This is a genomic window from Brevibacillus fortis (genome assembly GCF_046196545.1).
Classification (GTDB): Bacteria; Bacillota; Bacilli; order Brevibacillales; family Brevibacillaceae; genus Brevibacillus; species Brevibacillus fortis_A.
In genome coordinates, this window is the sequence record NZ_CP176370.1 from 556,344 (window position 1) to 572,858 (window position 16,515).

A 16,515-nucleotide genomic window follows, 5' to 3' on the forward strand; every position below is an offset into this window, starting at 1 on the left:
GAAGAGGTAGGTGGCAGCCATGTCCGTACTGACCATGAAAGAAACGATCATTCAGACGAATAACGTGAATGTATACTACGGAGAGAAGCACGCCGTAAAAAATATATCCATGGATATTGAACGCAACTCCGTGACGGCTTTTATCGGTCCGTCCGGATGTGGGAAATCGACGCTTCTACGGAGCTTGAACCGGATGAATGATCTGGTTCCTTCTTGTCGTGTAGAGGGTTCCATTATTGTAGATGGTATCGACATTAACAGCTCGCAAGTAAACATCGAGAGTCTGCGCCAAGTGGTAGGAATGGTGTTCCAACGAGCGAATCCATTTTTTAAATCGATCTATGAAAACATCGCATTTGCACCGCGTTTCCACGGGATGACCAATAAACGTGATTTGGATGAATTGGTTGAGTCGAGCCTGCGAAAAGCAGCGCTTTGGGATGAGGTAAAGGATCGTCTTCGCGACTCAGCGCTCTCCCTTTCTGGTGGACAGCAGCAAAGGCTTTGTATCGCGCGTGCAATCGCGATGCAGCCAACCATTTTGCTGTTGGACGAACCGGCTTCGGCTCTCGATCCGATCTCTACCATGAAAATTGAAGAGCTCGTCATGCAGCTAAAAGATGAGTATACGATCGTGATCGTTACCCATAACCTCCATCAGGCAGCGCGAATTTCTGAGAAAACCGCCTTCTTCCTGATGGGTGAGCTGATCGAGATGGATGAGACGGGGAAAATCTTCACATCACCTGAAAACGAAAAAACCGAAGCGTATATTAGCGGACGCTTTGGTTAATAGAAAAGGATAGCCCTCCCGAGCACATGATGTGCTTGCAGGAGGGCTTTTTCATATCTATGTATGTCTTTGGTGAGAGGGACTGTCTTCCGCTCTGAAAAACTTGATCGCTTGCTCCAGATCCTCAACGATATCTGCCAAACGCAGGGAGTCATCGAGAAATTGCTCCGATAAGGATAGACTTTCTTGATTCGCGGCTACGGCTTGCTGTGTGCCTGATACGACTTGCTGTGCAGAGGCAGACAGATTGTCTACCCGCTGTGAAATGGCTTGGCTCTGTGTCGAGATTGTTCCTGTGAGCATTCTGATCGATTCAAATTGCGCAGTCAACGCTTCGCTGAGCTGGATCGTATTGTGAAAGATAGAAGCGGCCTGGTGCAAGGTTTGAATGCCATTTACAGTAGCATGATCGGTCGTTTGCAAGCAGGCGGCTACGTGCTCCATTCTTTCTTCTCCCGATTCAATTACCTTTTGAATACGGGTCGATGCCTCTTCGGTCTGGTCGGACAGCAAGCGAATCTCGTCTGCTACGACGCTGAAGCCGATTCCGGCTTGCCCAGCCCTGGAAGCTTCGATTCGGGCATTGAAGGACAAAAGCTTGGTTCGTTTGGAGATGGCGGAAATCAGACCGAGCATCTCGTTGATGTCGCTCATGCTTTCTCTCATGGAGGACATCGCATGCAGAGAAGCTTTCATATCCTCTGAGATACTGTGCATATTTTCTTTTAGCAAGTCAATGGAGGTTGCTGCTTTCGCATTTTGCTGACGTGATTCCTGGCTCTGCACGATTGCTTTTTCCATGGAGTCTGTGATCCGAGACATTTCTTGCGTGATGTCGGCCATTGTGGCGTGGATATCATCGATCTGCTCCTGCTGGTTGTCCATTTCTTGGGCAAGCCGCTCTGTTACGGATACGACTTCTGACTGCATGGCGTGAGAATGGCGGGAACCTTTTCCCACATGATCGGCTACTTGTTTGACGTCTGAGATGACATACTGGATTTTACCGATGATCGTCCGGATTTGTTCACTCATTCGATTGAAGCTGTCAGCCAGCTGGCGAATTTCATCATTGCTTTGTACGTGCATGGTTTGCAGGAGATCGCCCTCGCTAAAGGCGGACATTTTTTGTTGTGCTTCCTTAATTGGCTTGATGATTCGACGTACGTACACATACAGCATTAGTGCGAGTGCAGCGAGTCCGACGAGTGAGACGGCCAAAATGGTTAGCTGAAGGCGACGGACCTCTTTTTTTACCTCGGATACCGACTGTGCGACGATCACTCCCCATTTTAGGGAGGGGTCAAATTGATAGGCGGCAAAAGAGTCCACCCCATTGATTCTGCTCGGTTCGTAGCCAGATTGACCAGCGATGACGTTTTGCACGATTGCAAGCTCCGAGAGAAGGGGACGCTGCAACGCGTAGGATTGATCGGGATGAGCGACCAGCTTGCCTTGTTGATCAACGATCATGGCATATCCGGTTTCCCCCAGTTTAATCTGCCCGATGGATTCGCTCAGCTTCGGGACAGAGACAAATGCCACGACGACGCCTACGGGCTCCTCGTCTTCATTGCGCAAAGGGAGTGAGACGGCGATCTTGGGAAATTCCGTCTCGGAAAACTGGAAGACATCTGAGACAAAAAGCCCCTGCTGTGGTTGATTCAATGCCCCCTCATACCAGTCCATTTTTCGCGGATCGTAGGAACTGTCGAGGGGCGATCCCGGAAAGGTCAAATAACGTCCGTCTGAGGTGACAATCTGTAATTCGGAAATCGTAGGATTGCTGGCAGACATATCTGTAAAAATGCCAAATATCTGACTGTTGGTGATCTTGCTGTTTTTATAAGTGGAAGCAAATGATTGCAAGGCGGTTACGATGTCATAGACCCTGCTATGTACTTTCTGTAGAGCTGCACCTGATGCCTCGTGTAATTGCTGCTTTGTTTTTTCATTGAGTGTGGCTTCGGATTGATAGCTGATGAAGAAAGCGGCGATTGCCATCATGCAGACTACCATCCCCATAATGCCTGCGAAAAGCCTGGTGAAAATTGAACGATAATGAAACGACGAGTGACCCCATAGTTTTCTTATGTCTGGCATTCATTGTTCTCCCCTTATTCGTCAAAACGTTCAGCTTTATTGTAGGGGGTACCTAGGGGAGCGTATATGCTTTACCAGCAAGATTTACCATAACTTAATGTAAAATGACCTATGTAAAAAGTCCCGAAACAAAAAATTTATCGAAACTTAATAAACATCACACGGAAACCTAACATTGGTGCGCTATAGTGGGGAAGTAAAAGGACGTAACAACCACGAAGGAGCGAAGACCGTATGAGCGTTATTTCGGTGAGAGAGTTGAATCTCTTCTACGGTAATAAGCAAGCCCTCTATCATATAAATCTGGATGTAGAGCCTGACTCTATTACAGCCTTAATCGGTCCGTCGGGCTGCGGTAAGTCTACATTTTTACGGACGTTGAATCGAATGAACGATTCTGTACCGAACACCAAAATTACGGGAACGGTAAAAGTGTTCGATGAGGATATTTATAGCTCTCGCGTAGAAGTTGAGCGACTTCGTAAAAATATCGGCATGGTGTTTCAGCATCCGAATCCTTTTCCGAAGAGCATCTATGACAACATCACGTACGGGCCGAGACTTCATGGCATGAACGATCGTAACAAGCTGGACGAGTTGGTAGAGACAAGCCTCAAGGCAGCAGCTCTTTGGGATGAAGTGAAGGATGTACTGAAAAAGCCAGCAACAGGGCTTTCCGGCGGACAGCAGCAACGCCTCTGTATCGCACGGGCACTCGCTGTTCAGCCACAGATCATTTTGATGGATGAGCCAACCTCAGCCTTAGACCCGATTTCGACAGCCAAAATCGAAGAGCTGTTGGAAGAACTGAAGAACCGTTATACGATTGTAATCGTGACGCACAACATGCAGCAGGCAGCACGTATTTCAGATAAGACTGCGTTTTTCTTGAATGGAGAGCTAGTCGAGTTTGACAGTACTCCGTCGATCTTCCAAAATCCTCGTGACAAAAGAACAGAGGATTACATTACCGGACGTTTCGGATAATTCAATAGGCATGATGTAGGAAGAGCGGACTTTTCGAAGTCCGCTCTTTTTGATTTTAAAACGTTTATAAATGTAACCCGAATCTCTTTAACTCAATAAAAATACCTTCCAATCGTTTTCCTTTCTCCGTTAACGTATATTCCACGCGCGGAGGGACTTCTGGAAACACCTTCCTTTCCAATATGCCGTGCTCCTCCAATTCCTTCAGTCTGAGCGACAGTGTTTTCGGACTAATCCCATCCATGGATTTCAGCAGGTCGCTAAAACGCAGCGTTCCTTCGATAAGCAGGTCCCGAATGATTAAAAAGGTCCATTTGGTCCCTATTACGTCAAGCGTTTTGGCAATGGGGCAAGGTTGGCCCGGGGTTCCTTTGTTCAGTTCGATTGGCTCAAGAACGTTCATCGGAATATCCTCCAAAAATTTTTTTTAGGGTTTTTTGGCTATTATAGCGCAATAGTATCTTTTCGGAAACTATATGAATTAAATATCACTACTTCCGTAAATGAAGTTAGTGTCATTACAATATCAATGTAAACCGATCCTTCCACTCTAGATAAGGAGCTGAATAGAACAACATGATTCCACGTACCAAAACAATTAGTTCGATAGCTGGTATTGCTGTCATCTTCGGGACGATGCTGTTCGCAACAGCATGCGCTACTGATTCGAAAACGTCTGCTTATGATAATCAAACTGCTGAGTTGTCCTCCAAGACAGACATTCAACTATTGAAGGATCTTCCTCAACCCGTTTCAATGACGATTGACTCCTCATTGAACTCAACGGAAGCTACCGAAATGGTACAGGCCGCTCAACGTTTCTACGGATTCTGGAACACCGGGAACGAGGATCTCATTGCACAAACCGTTTCTCCAAGTTTCATGGATAACACGTTGCCGAAAGGAAGACCGCAAGGCCCCGATGGCTTGTTATTCGCTTCTCGCAACTTTCGGAAAGCAGTTCCCGACTTGCAATGCAAAATTGAGGATTTACTGGTAGTGGGAGACAAGGTGACAGCTCGTCTTTCCTTTACGGGTACGAGCAAAGGCGAGTTTATGGGAAAACCTTTGGCCGGGAAGCCTATTCAATTTATGGCGATCGATGTTTTACGCATAAAGGATGGGAAGCTTGTTGAAGACTGGCACCTGGAAGACAATTTAACTTTTATGCAACAAATTGGCGTCGTAGCGGAAAATTGAAAGTCCTAACGTAAAGGGGATGTTAAAAAATGAAAAAAATCCTTATCATCAATGGTCACCAAAAATATGGCTCATCAGAAGGAAAACTGAACCAAACGTTGATGGATCATATGGTGAGTCTGCTCGAAAAAGAGAACCAAGTACGAACTACCATTATTCAAAATGGATACAAAATGGAAGAAGAGCACCAGAAATTTCTCTGGGCAGATATGATCATTTATCAAACCCCCATCTACTGGTTCAGTGTCCCTGGGTTATTGAAAACATATATGGATGAAGTATATGCGTACGGCTTGTTTTTCAAAGGTGCTAATCAATACGGAAGAGGCGGCTTATTAACCGACAAAAAATATATGTTCTCGACGACTTGGAATGCTCCAGAAAAAGCATTTAACGATCCGACCCAATTTTTTAAAGGGGAAAGCCTGGAAGATGCAATCAGCCATTTGCACCGCGTACAGGAATTTTTAGGCATGCAACCTGTAAAGAGCTTTGCTTGCTATGATGTCATCAAAAATCCGCAGATCGACCGATTTGTATCTGAACTCGAGGCGCATCTCAAACAGGTATTGAGTTTCTAATAAAAACCTCACAATAAAGGGGAGAGATCTTATCATGTTGCACAATCAAAAAATAGTCATCATCGGCGGAAGCTCCGGAATTGGTTTGGAGACAGCCAAACAGGCAATAGCGCTTGGAGCAGAAGTGATCATTGCGAGCCGCTCCGAAGATAAATTGCAGAAGGCAAAAGAGAGTCTAGGCTCCAGAGCTTCGGCGTATACGCTGGATACCACCGATGAGCAGCAAGTGCAGGCCTTTTTTGAAAAAGTAGGCACGTTTGATCATCTGGTTGTCAGTGCTGCGGAAACATCTGGCGGTTCATTCCTTCAAACGGATACAGCCCAAGCGCGGAAGTTGTTCGAAAACAAATTTTGGGGTCAGTACTACGCGGCGAAGTACGGAGCTCCGAAGATTTCAACAAACGGTTCCATCACCTTATTCTCCGGGGTCGTCGCCTACAAAGCGATGATTGGTTCGTCTGCGCTTGGCGCAGTCAATGCGGCGGTTTCGAATCTGGGGCAAACCCTCGCCTTGGAACTGGCACCAATCCGAGTGAATATCGTTTCACCTGGCATAATTGATACGCCATCACGCAGCAAAATGCCTGAAGACGTGCGCGAAAATTTCTATGCAACATTGGCAGACAAGCTCCCTGTGAAGCGAGTTGGACAAGCGAAAGACGTCGCACAAAGCGTACTATACCTGCTCCAAAATAGTTTTGTAACCGGAACTGTACTTCATGTAGAAGGTGGCCACATTTTACTTTAAAGAATTCCATTACCGGATGTTTCGGATCATTTTCATTTGTAGTATGGTAGGAGAGCGGACTTTTCGAGGTCCGTTCTTTTGGGTTTTTGGAAAGGAGATACTTGCAGTGGTTTGGATTTCATTCTTCCTTTTTCTGATCACGTTGACATTGGTCATCTGGCAACCGCGGGGGCTGTCGATTGGTTATCCGGCTGTCGGTGGAGCACTGTTGGCCTTGGCGATTGGGGTCGTCACGATCGGTGATGTCGCAGAGGTAACCTCTATTGTTTGGAATGCGACGCTAGCGTTAATCGGGATTATTATCATCTCACTCGTATTGGACGAAATCGGTTTTTTTGAATGGGCTGCGCTCCATATGGCTCGATTTGCCAAAGGAAATGGGCGGCTTATGTTCGTTTATGTCATCCTGCTTGGTTCACTCGTATCCGCCTTGTTTACGAATGATGGGGCAGCCCTGATTTTGACACCGATTGTGTTGGCACAGGTGCGGGCATTAAAGCTGGATGCGAAAACGGTTTTGGCATTTGTCATGGCGAGCGGGTTCATTGCAGATACGAGCTCTTTGCCCTTTGTGATTAGCAATCTGGTGAATATTGTTTCCGCTGACTATTTTGATATTGGCTTTGCTGCGTATGCGGCTAAAATGATCATTCCGACTTTGTTTTCGATTGGTGGAAGTCTACTGGTTTTGTACCTATATTTCCGCAAAAGCATCCCGGTGCAGGTTGACCTTTCCCATCTGAAAAATCCGAAGGAAGCGATTCGCGACCATAGAATGTTTCGTCTGGCGTGGCCGATTCTTGCGGTCTTGTTGATTGGTTTTTTTATTAGCGAGTCCATCCATACGCCCGTTTCTATCATCATTGCGGGGGCAGCCATCATTTTTTGCCTGGCTGCAAGAAAAAGTGAAGCGATCGCCATGCGGCGGATTATGAAAGAAGCGCCGTGGGTAGTCGTTGTTTTTTCGATTGGCATGTATGTCGTGGTGTGGGGGCTGCACAACGCGAAATTGACTGACTTGGTCAAGGAAACCTTGGATTGGTTCGTGGCGCATGGTTTATTGGCAACGACCTTGGGAACAGGCTTTTTGGCTGCTGCTCTTTCCTCTGTCATGAACAACCTTCCGACAGTCATGTTCAACGCATTGGCAATTGCAGGGACACAGGCAGACGGAGTGTTGCGGGAAGCAATGATCTACGCGAATGTGATCGGGAGCAATTTGGGGCCGAAAATGACCCCGATTGGATCACTGGCGACTTTGCTCTGGTTGCATGTTTTGGGACGCAAAGACGTGACGATTACGTGGGGGCAGTATTTTCGGACGGGGGTTATTTTGACTGTACCGACATTGATGGTAACCTTGCTTGGATTGTATTTGACGTTGGTTTATTTTTCATAGGGAATGAAAAGCCTGCTGGTTAATAGTGAACTGTGACCCATAGGATGGACACTTTGAAAAAAGTGACCATCTTGTGGGTCATTTGTGTTTTAATCAACCTAATTAGAAAAGAGTGGGGAAAAAATTAATGGGCAAAAAAAGAGGTTGTTCAAAGATTTTTTCGGAACATGAGATGAAGCAATTCGAGTCGAATCCAAATGTCCAACATGTAACGGATAAAAGTATTACGTATGCTCCAGCATTAAAACTAGCTGCTGTTCAAGCATACCTAAGCGGACAAACACCTATGGAGATCTTTCTTCGCGCAGGTTTTGACGTAGATGTCATTGGGCATGAGAAACCCAAATATTGCTTAAAACGTTGGCGTAATACATATACAACTCATGGAGAGACGGGGCTTTTAGAGGAACAAAGAGGGAAAGGTAGTATGGGCAGACCATCAGGAGAAAATCTGTCTACTGAGGAAAAGCTTAAACGTGCTGAAGCACGCACGCATCAAGCTGTTAGAGTCGGAGAATGACTTTCTAAAAAAGCTCGATGCGCTCGAAAAGCAGAAGATGCAAAGGAAACATTGACGCCCTCCGAGCGCTATCAAATAATCAACCAGACCATTCGTAAGCACAATCTGAAACGTCTAACGCATTAACTATGTAAGCTGGTTCGTGTTAGCGCGAGTTGGTTACTACCGCTGGCTTACTTCATGGAATCGTTTTTTGGTCATATGAAGGATGATCTGGATTACAAGGAGTGCCGGACGATCCATGAGTTAAGGGACCAAATTGACGATTTTATCACGTATTACAACTCAGGGCTCTACCAATGGTCATTAAAAAAGATGACTCCTGATGAATTCAGAAGTCATCTTTTGGTTACCTAGCTAGTAGCTTTTTTAAAACTTTCTACATTTAAAGTCACAGTTCATTCGTGGTCAGCAGGCTTTTTTTATGAGCATGTAGTTATACGGTAGGTTTTAAACCGCTATTAATATCAGTCCGGAAAAGTGGCAATACCCGGTCCTTGATTCTGTGTTTGATATTTTGTCTTGACAAACTCATCTGTGAGGGTGCAAACACATTGAAGCCATTCTTGGATTTGAAGAGTACAGAATTTACACAGGGCTATCCTAATCCTCATACAATTGAGGTTGCTATTATATCAAATAAAAAGATGTTTCAAGTGTAATTTGATTTTTAAAAAACTAAACTCAAATGCTGAGAGTATAAGATAAAAGTCTGAAAAATATTCATTTACAGAAAATAACTAATATACTATTATTTGTGATAAATACTATCATCTATTTTGAAAGAGGGGATGAAAAAGTGTTCAAAAAAATGCTAAGTAGTTTATTTTCATTGGCGTTAGTATTTACGATTACTACCTCAGTAAGTGCTAAAAGTTTAGAGCAAAAATTGCAAACATCAGGAGACGTAGTACTTATGGCTTGTAAGTACATAGATGACCATGTAGTAAAAGGGGCATTATTTCCTGGACAAGAACCGCCACAAACAGTAAATTACCAAGAAAAAGGTGGATGGCAGGGAACCTTAACCCTCTTTAATTGGACAGGGTCACCTTGGGGAGATATGATCTATTACACTGCGCATTACGAGGGTGAAGTTTGCCAAAACTAACTTTGAGATGAGGTGATTTGTTTAACTACTAAATGGTAGAAAAGGGTTGTTCGAAAGTCATGAGAATGACTAGAGGATAGCCCTCTTTTTTCAATGATAATTAAAAATCACCTGATATTGATAAACGCAAGTACCACGAACCAATTACCAGTTCATTCTTTAAAACGCGTTGAACGCTTCGATGCATAAACAGTAAACTGCTGGTTTAGCACGTTGTCGTGAACGGGCAGGATATGCTTGGAAGTGGTTGGGTTTGTAGTTCTTGATGGTTCGTGATTTCAAATCCAGGTCCTTCATGATCCAGCCACCGTTTTCTCAGACACCTGAATCCCTTGTTGCTTCAACATGATGTGACTCTAGAAAAATACGGCGAACATTGCTTCTCCAACTCTTTTCGACGCTTGATTCGGTAGCTTTTTCCCCTTTGACTATTCGTAGTAACCGCTTTGAGACACTTGAAAAACCAAGCACATCTTCAATTAAAATGTTAGATGAGGAGATCTTTTTTGACAAATAACAAAATGGAGGTAATTTTATGGGATAATTATTTGGAATTGAACCACTGGGTTTAGAATGTTCTCAAACGTATTCTGAAACAACATGTGAGTATTATTGGAGTTGTGACAACATTAAGCGACCCAACGAACAGGTTCGAGAGGAAGAGAATTACAAGGTACGACATAGTTACGAATCAAGGGTATAGCACTAGTACGCATGGGTGCAAGTCGGATTAACCCCCTGATTTTGGACACATACTACCTTAATCTTCGCTTTTCACAAGATAGCTAATTATACGCGAACAGCCTTAATTGAGATGGGCTGTTTTTGGTTTTTCTCGTAAACCTCGTAGGGAGAAAGATCACGAATGCTGGAATGAATTCGTGGCTCGTTATAATAGCGAATGTATTCACTAACAGCTTGGTACGCTTCTCCGTATGTCTGGAACTCGTATCGTGACAAACACTCTCTTGAAGAAGTCGGTGAAATGACTCAATATGAGCATTCATATTTGGCGTTTTTGGTGGAATTCGTGTCCTTTACAAAGGGTACACTTTACCAGCCTATCTCCTGTTATTTCTCCGTGCTCAACTGCGTGCAATCGCGGACGATGTGTTCGGGACGAAATTTCAACGGGAATTAGGAATTACCTCCATTAGTGGTTCGCAACTTTCACGGAAGCATCAATAAATGAATACGCAATTGCTCCAGCTTGTCTTTATGGAGTTGGTTCAGCGTATTCGTTTATGCTCGATACCATCCAAATGGAAGCGAGATTTCCGAATCATCCACTCGACCACGATTCTGCTGTGTGTAGAAACCTACAAATGGGCCACCTTTCGCGAGACAAAAGCAGGGGTGAAACTTTACTTCCGACTGGCTTTTGTATCTTCGAAGTACGTCTATCCAGAAGCGGTACAGATGACCACTGCTCGTTCCCATGATCGAACCAAACTGGATGATCTGATCAATCAATCTGGCATTACGTATGTTTTTGACCGAGGGTTAGTGGACTATGCGAAGTTTGATGAGTATTGCAAACAAGGTATTTTTATCGTCACTCGAACGAAAAAGAATGCATCGATTCAGTATCTGTATGCTCGATCTATTCCCGAAAATAGTGGGATTACAAGAGATTGTTTCGTGGAAATGGGAGCAATGTAAAAGCGAATGAGCCATCTTCTTCGCCTCGTCGAAACTACGGATTCAGAAGGAAATCCCCTTGTGTTGGTCACAAATCGGTGGGATTTGTCGGCAGAAGAGATTAGCGACATGTACCGCAGCTGGTGGGCCATTGAAATCTTTTTAAGGGGATGAGCAACACGTAAGGATTACCTCGTTTTACGGAAAAAAGGAAGAAGTCGTCCTGAATCAGGTGTTTGTCGCCCTCATCGCCTATTAGCTGGCCAAAATCTATTCGAATAGTAAAGCGAATTTGCTTCAGATTTATCGATGGTTGAGAGCAAGTCTTTGGGATAATTGTAAGACAGGGGTGGAATTGCTTGCATCAAAACAAAGGGAACCTGATACATAAGCAAAGCAACCAAGAGATCGTGTTGCCCTTGATTGAACCGTATAATATTCCCAATTGGCAGAAATACCTTTAGGTTGTTGTTCCGTTCTTAGCTTTTAGAAAATATAGATTCGTTCGAAAAAGTTAGTTTATTTTAGGCGTGTGTGTTTATACAACACTAGTAAGATAAAGTATTGAAAAAAATTACAATTTACTATTTAAATAAATAAGGAGGTGATATACAATGTTTGAAAAAATTTACAATAAAATCGGACTAACTCCGCTAGCTCCTGAATGTTCTATAACAACAAAAGTAATTAGTTGTGGAGACTATGGTAAGTGCAATGAACTGTATGGTTTTGGATTTACTGATCAAGTGGTACAAGTAATCGACAAAAATTATGGGACATTATGTGATGAGTATACAAACAGCAAATGTTGTGTATTCGGGAACCCGCAATAATTTCCAATGTTCATTGAAGCAGATTTAAGCCTTCAAAGAAAAATTTATAATATGCTTTAATGAATAACTCCAAAAGAGGTCATGTTAGCGATGACCTCTTTTTTATAAGAATCTATAAAGAATTGGTGGGATATTTTGTTCGTAATAGAAGGCTTGTTAATAGTTAGTTATATATTATTGTTAAATTTTACAAAAACAGAACTCCAACGGTTAAAAATGGAAGTGAACGGATTGCCGAAGTCATCGATTAAACAGAAAGCAACCTTGTCACCAGTGGGGAATAATGTTAAATCAATTATTGTCTACCCACAAAACGAAAGTGATAAGTACATAGTCTACATGTTTGTATCTCCATCCTGTGTAGCATGTCATGGAGAATTAGAAGACTACCTGAACAGTCAACTAAACATTCCTTTTATTTGTCTCTTAGAGAGCTCAATTGAAATGCTTGCCAATGAGTTTATGGAAAAATATCACGAACAATTTCCTATTATCCCCATTTACTATGAAGATATGAAAAATATTAATGTTGTTACAAATCCGACGTTTCTAATAGTGAATGCTGAAGGAGATATAGAGAAAGTTTTTTATATTGCTCAAGGTGTAAGAACATGGTATAGCCAAAGTTTAGCTTTATAGTAAAGTTTGCATATTTTTCCTTTAGGGGTTACATATGGAATTTAAATTTATTCTTTACGCAATTAAATTTGTTTTACGTGTTGACAAAAAAATGGATATTTTTTTCGGTATTTACATCATGTTTTAAGGGAATTAACCCTCTTATAACATTATGGCTATCAAAACAATTAATTGATGCAATTGCAGAAGCGATACAACATAACAACGTCAGTTACTCACATGCTTTCTGGATATTACTCACACAAGTTTTAATAAGTATTTTTTCATCAGTATTGAGAAAAACACAAGAACTGTTAGATAGATCTGTAGAAATCAAATTAAGCCATGACTTGCAAAAGACAATTTCAAAGAAAACATCAACTGTTCCCCTTGCTTATTATGACCTACCTGAATTTCATAATCATATGGAAAGAATAAATGGTATGCAGGGAGGGCGTTTTTTAAGTCCGCTGAAGGGAATCTTTTCATTAGCGGAGTCCGTAATAACAACTAGTTCGTTTCTAGTATTCCTAATAAGTACACATTGGATTTTAACAATTTTTAGCGTCTTAGCCGCATTGCCAATAATGATATTGCAAACAAAATATAGTAAAGAGAGATTTTGGTTTCACTATACTCAGACACCATTAGCGCGGGAAACAAACTATATTACAAAACTGTTGAATGAACGAGAGTTTGCAAAAGAAATTCGGTTGTTTGGACTTCAACATTATCTTTTAGAACGATGGTCGAGTAAATACAACAAGAATGCTTTTGAATCCCTTAAATTGTTACGGAAAGAAAAACACTCACAGATAGCATTGGATGGTATCACAGCCATTTTTTATGCTTGTTCGGTCGGTATTATTATTTGGCTTGCAAAAAGGAAGACACTCACAATAGGAGATTTTGTCGCAATTGGTCAAGCGGTGCAGGGAACACAACAATCAATAAATCAAATTTCAATGCTTTTAGCATCGTATTATGAAGAAAACTTGTATATTAAAGATTTTTTTGATTTTCTTAATTTCAAACATGATTCATATGACTGTAATTCTAATGATCAACAATCAGAATTTTCATTTCACGAAAAAATTTCATTAAAAAATGTCTCGTTTAGATACCCAGATGAAGCAAACTACACATTGAAAAATATTTCATTCGATATAAAGAAGGGTGAAAAGATAGCAATCGTAGGAGAAAATGGCTCCGGGAAAACGACACTAGTTAAATGTCTACAAGGCCTTTATGAAATTACTGAGGGTAAAATATTTGTAGATAACACGGATTTAAAAGAAATTAATAAAGACATGCTACGAGACAATATTACTGCGATTTTTCAAGACTTTGTCAAATATCCTTTTTCGGTATCAGAAAATATTGGTTTTGGTAATGTTAAAAAGCTGAATGACATGGATAAAATCAAGATGGTTTCTGTTATGTCTGGTGCTGACAGTTTTATCCAAAAAATGCCTAACGGATATGAAACAAATCTTGGGCAACTTTTTGCTGACGGGTTGGACTTATCAGGAGGGCAATGGCAAAAAATTGCACTATCAAGAGCTCTGTATCGAGCTGGCCAGGTCGTGATATTAGATGAGCCAACATCTGCACTAGATCCAAAAGCAGAAATGGAGGTATTTAGTGATTTTCAGTACCTAGTGAAAGATAAAACTGTAATTTTTATATCCCACCGATTAGCAGCAGCTAGGATGGCCGATAGGATTTTAGTTTTAAAGTCCGGTGCGTTAATAGAGGATGGTAACCATCTTCAATTAATGCGTTTACAGGGAGAATACTATAAGATGTTTAAGGTGCAAGCACGATGGTACGTGGAGGAGGAAGTAGATTCTAAAGTAATGGAGGATTCGAGATGGAGTTCCTCAGTTTAATTATCCGCATAACTCTTATCACTTTATTTATAAGTACAAGCCTATCAAAATTTCATAACATAGATCAACATGCTTTAATCATTAAGGAATATAAGATATTGCCGAATCGATTCGTATACGTCTTTGCAAAGCTGGAAGTCTATACTGAGTTCAGTGTGGGGATATTCCTTGCACTGGGCTTATTCCCAAAGTTAACTGCTGGCATGGCTACCTTTTTATTATTGATTTATACTCTTGCCATTTCAATCAACCTACTAAGAGGCAGGCGTAATATCTCTTGTGGGTGTGGGGGAATAGCTGGTAACCATCATTTATCCTGGTTGCTTGTATTAAGAAATGTGATATTTATTTGCATAGCTGCCTTTTTGATTATAAACCCTAGCAACCATCTATCAGTATATAATGTTGTCTTGGGGCAACCTCTGACTGATGTGTTTAACATTGAATATGTGGGGGCAGCTATAATTACTATAGCATTTATCGTAATATTTCAAATATTAACCGACTTAATTAAGGTAAGAAAACGTTGCGCAGAACTATTGAGTGACAGGTAAAAACAATTTGAAGGAGAAAACAATGACTAATTTTCTTGTAATCTCTAATATTGCTGTATGGATTATTGTGCTAATTCAATTAGTAATAATTCTATTCTTTTCGAAACTACTTGTTGATTTCTTAAATCGGTTTCGGCTTAGTGGGAAGACTATTGAGGATACATCCTTAATTGTCGGTGATAGAGCCCCGTTATTTCGTGAGAAAGATCAGACTGGGAATTTAGTAAAACTAGCAGATAATTTCGGTAAAAAATCTGTGCTATTGTTCATAAGTGAAACATGCGAAACCTGCAAGGATTTAATTCCCTATCTTTCGGATATCACTTTAATAAATCCATATCTGAAAATTTTTGTTATAGTAAGTAACTATAGTAAACAAAAGGAATACAACATTCCTGATCAAATATCATTAATTCGTTCAGAAAACATTGTAAAACAGTATTATATTAGAACTGTTCCAACAATGATTATGGTTGATGAGAAGGGATATATTTTATACGCAAATGGCGTCGATAACTTTGAGCAATTAATGGCTGTCATAAAGGCAATCTCTCATAAAGCAAGTTAAACTCACTAATGTAGTTTCTAATGAAAGAATGCTAAAATAAATTCTATCGTTACTAGGGGTATAGATAGGGGTTTTTATCTGAGATGACTTGGATGCAAAGTATACTCAACGGACAAATTGAGTTTGGGAAAGTCATATTTATATTAATAATGATTGCAATAACTAATTTTTTTGATACTACCGCTTACGCTGCAAGATTAAGTGGTATCGCTACAGGAAAACTTGCTATTGCAAACTCTTTATATTCCATGTTGACATTTGGGTCAAGGACTACAACACTGTTATATATTGCCCCAATTGGGGGGATTATCGATCGTGCCATAACAAATAGTTTTGATCCATTCTTTGTTTTAATATTCGTTGTTATGGGAGCAGCACTCGGTACAGGAGCTGCCATTTTTATGATGCCTACTGTTGTTAATTTCTACAGACTTGGTATTAACAAAATGGATGCTAGCCAAACGGCAATAAAGGTATTTAAATCTATTTTCCTATCTAAAAAAGGAATATATGAGTTATTTAAATGCTGGAGACGGCCGACATTGGAAATGTGGAGAAGGATTAGTGTCAAGGGAATTTCTAAACATATTCTGGTAATGAATGCGATACTGTACTCTCTTTTCACTGTAGGTTCAATATCTGCGTATTATTCTGCTTGGCTAAACCCAGAATATATGGCACGTGCTACAAGTCTTTCACCAGCTGTAAATGCTGTTAGTGCATTTTTGCTCTTATTTTTAGTTGATCCATATTCAGCAATTGTAATTGATAGAGGGATAAATAAGAAAATGCCTTTTGACACTGTAAAGTCAATAATGGTTTATCTGTCTATAAGTAGACTGTTTGGAACGATTTTAGCTCTGGCTATGCTATACCCTGGCGCTTTATTTATAGGTTACTTAGCACAATTTTTATAATGTATTGGTTTTCTGATGTTTTTCACTAGAGTTGTATTAATGCAGTCAAA

At 41.2% G+C, this 16,515-nt stretch carries 19 protein-coding genes; 16 read left to right on the forward strand and 3 right to left on the reverse strand.

Translation table 11 applies throughout. The features are described 5' to 3' along the window. The first annotated feature begins 19 nt into the window (after nucleotides 1-19). The gene (gene pstB / locus ACKKE8_RS03110) at nucleotides 20-793 is read left to right on the forward strand and encodes a phosphate ABC transporter ATP-binding protein PstB (protein ID WP_409176886.1); all 774 of its coding nucleotides are present in this window, start codon (nucleotides 20-22) and stop codon (nucleotides 791-793) included. 57 nt (nucleotides 794-850) lie between these two features. Here the strand turns inward: pstB (ACKKE8_RS03110) and ACKKE8_RS03115 are convergent, their stop codons facing one another. Beyond that, nucleotides 851-2,800, reverse strand: a complete 1,950-nt coding sequence (locus ACKKE8_RS03115) for a methyl-accepting chemotaxis protein (RefSeq protein ID WP_409176887.1) — start codon at nucleotides 2,798-2,800, stop codon at nucleotides 851-853. 330 nt (nucleotides 2,801-3,130) lie between these two features. Here ACKKE8_RS03115 and pstB (ACKKE8_RS03120) point away from each other — a divergent pair, with 330 nt between their 5' ends. Further along, on the forward strand, nucleotides 3,131-3,883 hold the full coding sequence (pstB, locus tag ACKKE8_RS03120; RefSeq protein WP_409176888.1) for a phosphate ABC transporter ATP-binding protein PstB: 753 nt from the start codon (nucleotides 3,131-3,133) through the stop codon (nucleotides 3,881-3,883). Between the two features lie 64 nt (nucleotides 3,884-3,947). Here the strand turns inward: pstB (ACKKE8_RS03120) and ACKKE8_RS03125 are convergent, their stop codons facing one another. After that, a complete protein-coding gene (locus ACKKE8_RS03125; RefSeq protein ID WP_007721121.1) occupies nucleotides 3,948-4,286 on the reverse strand; it encodes a helix-turn-helix domain-containing protein in 339 nt (112 codons plus the stop codon). A 173-nt stretch (nucleotides 4,287-4,459) separates the two neighbouring features. Here ACKKE8_RS03125 and ACKKE8_RS03130 point away from each other — a divergent pair, with 173 nt between their 5' ends. The 7 genes from ACKKE8_RS03130 to ACKKE8_RS03160 all read left to right on the forward strand — a co-directional run bounded on the left by ACKKE8_RS03130 (nucleotide 4,460) and on the right by ACKKE8_RS03160 (nucleotide 9,442). Next, nucleotides 4,460-5,083, forward strand: coding sequence for an ester cyclase (locus tag ACKKE8_RS03130; protein ID WP_409176889.1), 624 nt, complete (start codon nucleotides 4,460-4,462; stop codon nucleotides 5,081-5,083). A 29-nt stretch (nucleotides 5,084-5,112) separates the two neighbouring features. Next, nucleotides 5,113-5,664, forward strand: coding sequence for an NAD(P)H-dependent oxidoreductase (locus tag ACKKE8_RS03135; RefSeq protein WP_409176890.1), 552 nt, complete (start codon nucleotides 5,113-5,115; stop codon nucleotides 5,662-5,664). Between the two features lie 34 nt (nucleotides 5,665-5,698). Further along, complete coding sequence (locus ACKKE8_RS03140) at nucleotides 5,699-6,412, forward strand: SDR family oxidoreductase (protein ID WP_409176891.1); 714 nt, start codon at nucleotides 5,699-5,701, stop codon at nucleotides 6,410-6,412. A gap of 106 nt (nucleotides 6,413-6,518) precedes the next feature. Further along, nucleotides 6,519-7,811, forward strand: coding sequence for an arsenic transporter (locus tag ACKKE8_RS03145; RefSeq protein WP_409176892.1), 1,293 nt, complete (start codon nucleotides 6,519-6,521; stop codon nucleotides 7,809-7,811). A 127-nt stretch (nucleotides 7,812-7,938) separates the two neighbouring features. Next, on the forward strand, nucleotides 7,939-8,331 hold the full coding sequence (locus ACKKE8_RS03150) for a hypothetical protein (protein ID WP_409176893.1): 393 nt from the start codon (nucleotides 7,939-7,941) through the stop codon (nucleotides 8,329-8,331). 180 nt (nucleotides 8,332-8,511) lie between these two features. After that, nucleotides 8,512-8,688, forward strand: a complete 177-nt coding sequence (locus ACKKE8_RS03155; protein WP_409176894.1) for an IS3 family transposase — start codon at nucleotides 8,512-8,514, stop codon at nucleotides 8,686-8,688. A gap of 442 nt (nucleotides 8,689-9,130) precedes the next feature. Further along, nucleotides 9,131-9,442, forward strand: a complete 312-nt coding sequence (locus ACKKE8_RS03160) for a hypothetical protein (protein WP_409176895.1) — start codon at nucleotides 9,131-9,133, stop codon at nucleotides 9,440-9,442. A 789-nt stretch (nucleotides 9,443-10,231) separates the two neighbouring features. Here ACKKE8_RS03160 and ACKKE8_RS03165 read toward each other — a convergent pair. Further along, a complete protein-coding gene (locus tag ACKKE8_RS03165; protein ID WP_409176896.1) occupies nucleotides 10,232-10,402 on the reverse strand; it encodes an IS3 family transposase in 171 nt (56 codons plus the stop codon). A 228-nt stretch (nucleotides 10,403-10,630) separates the two neighbouring features. On the opposite strand from ACKKE8_RS03165, the gene ACKKE8_RS03170 reads away from it, so the two are divergent. The 7 genes from ACKKE8_RS03170 to ACKKE8_RS03200 all read left to right on the forward strand — a co-directional run bounded on the left by ACKKE8_RS03170 (nucleotide 10,631) and on the right by ACKKE8_RS03200 (nucleotide 16,465). Further along, nucleotides 10,631-11,104, forward strand: a complete 474-nt coding sequence (locus tag ACKKE8_RS03170; RefSeq protein ID WP_409176897.1) for a transposase — start codon at nucleotides 10,631-10,633, stop codon at nucleotides 11,102-11,104. A 593-nt stretch (nucleotides 11,105-11,697) separates the two neighbouring features. Continuing rightward, complete coding sequence (locus ACKKE8_RS03175; protein WP_409176898.1) at nucleotides 11,698-11,916, forward strand: hypothetical protein; 219 nt, start codon at nucleotides 11,698-11,700, stop codon at nucleotides 11,914-11,916. 135 nt (nucleotides 11,917-12,051) lie between these two features. Further along, a complete protein-coding gene (locus ACKKE8_RS03180; RefSeq protein WP_409176899.1) occupies nucleotides 12,052-12,555 on the forward strand; it encodes a hypothetical protein in 504 nt (167 codons plus the stop codon). Between the two features lie 80 nt (nucleotides 12,556-12,635). Beyond that, entirely contained in the window at nucleotides 12,636-14,426 is a 1,791-nt protein-coding gene (locus ACKKE8_RS03185; protein WP_409176900.1) for an ABC transporter ATP-binding protein, read from the forward strand. Beyond that, a complete protein-coding gene (locus tag ACKKE8_RS03190) occupies nucleotides 14,408-14,980 on the forward strand; it encodes a MauE/DoxX family redox-associated membrane protein (protein WP_409176901.1) in 573 nt (190 codons plus the stop codon). Before ACKKE8_RS03185 ends, ACKKE8_RS03190 begins: the two co-directional genes overlap by 19 nt. Before the next feature lie 22 nt (nucleotides 14,981-15,002). After that, a complete protein-coding gene (locus ACKKE8_RS03195) occupies nucleotides 15,003-15,548 on the forward strand; it encodes a TlpA family protein disulfide reductase (protein WP_409176902.1) in 546 nt (181 codons plus the stop codon). A gap of 83 nt (nucleotides 15,549-15,631) precedes the next feature. Then, the gene (locus tag ACKKE8_RS03200; protein WP_173624082.1) at nucleotides 15,632-16,465 is read left to right on the forward strand and encodes a lipid II flippase family protein; all 834 of its coding nucleotides are present in this window, start codon (nucleotides 15,632-15,634) and stop codon (nucleotides 16,463-16,465) included. The last annotated feature ends 50 nt before the right edge of the window (nucleotides 16,466-16,515 follow it).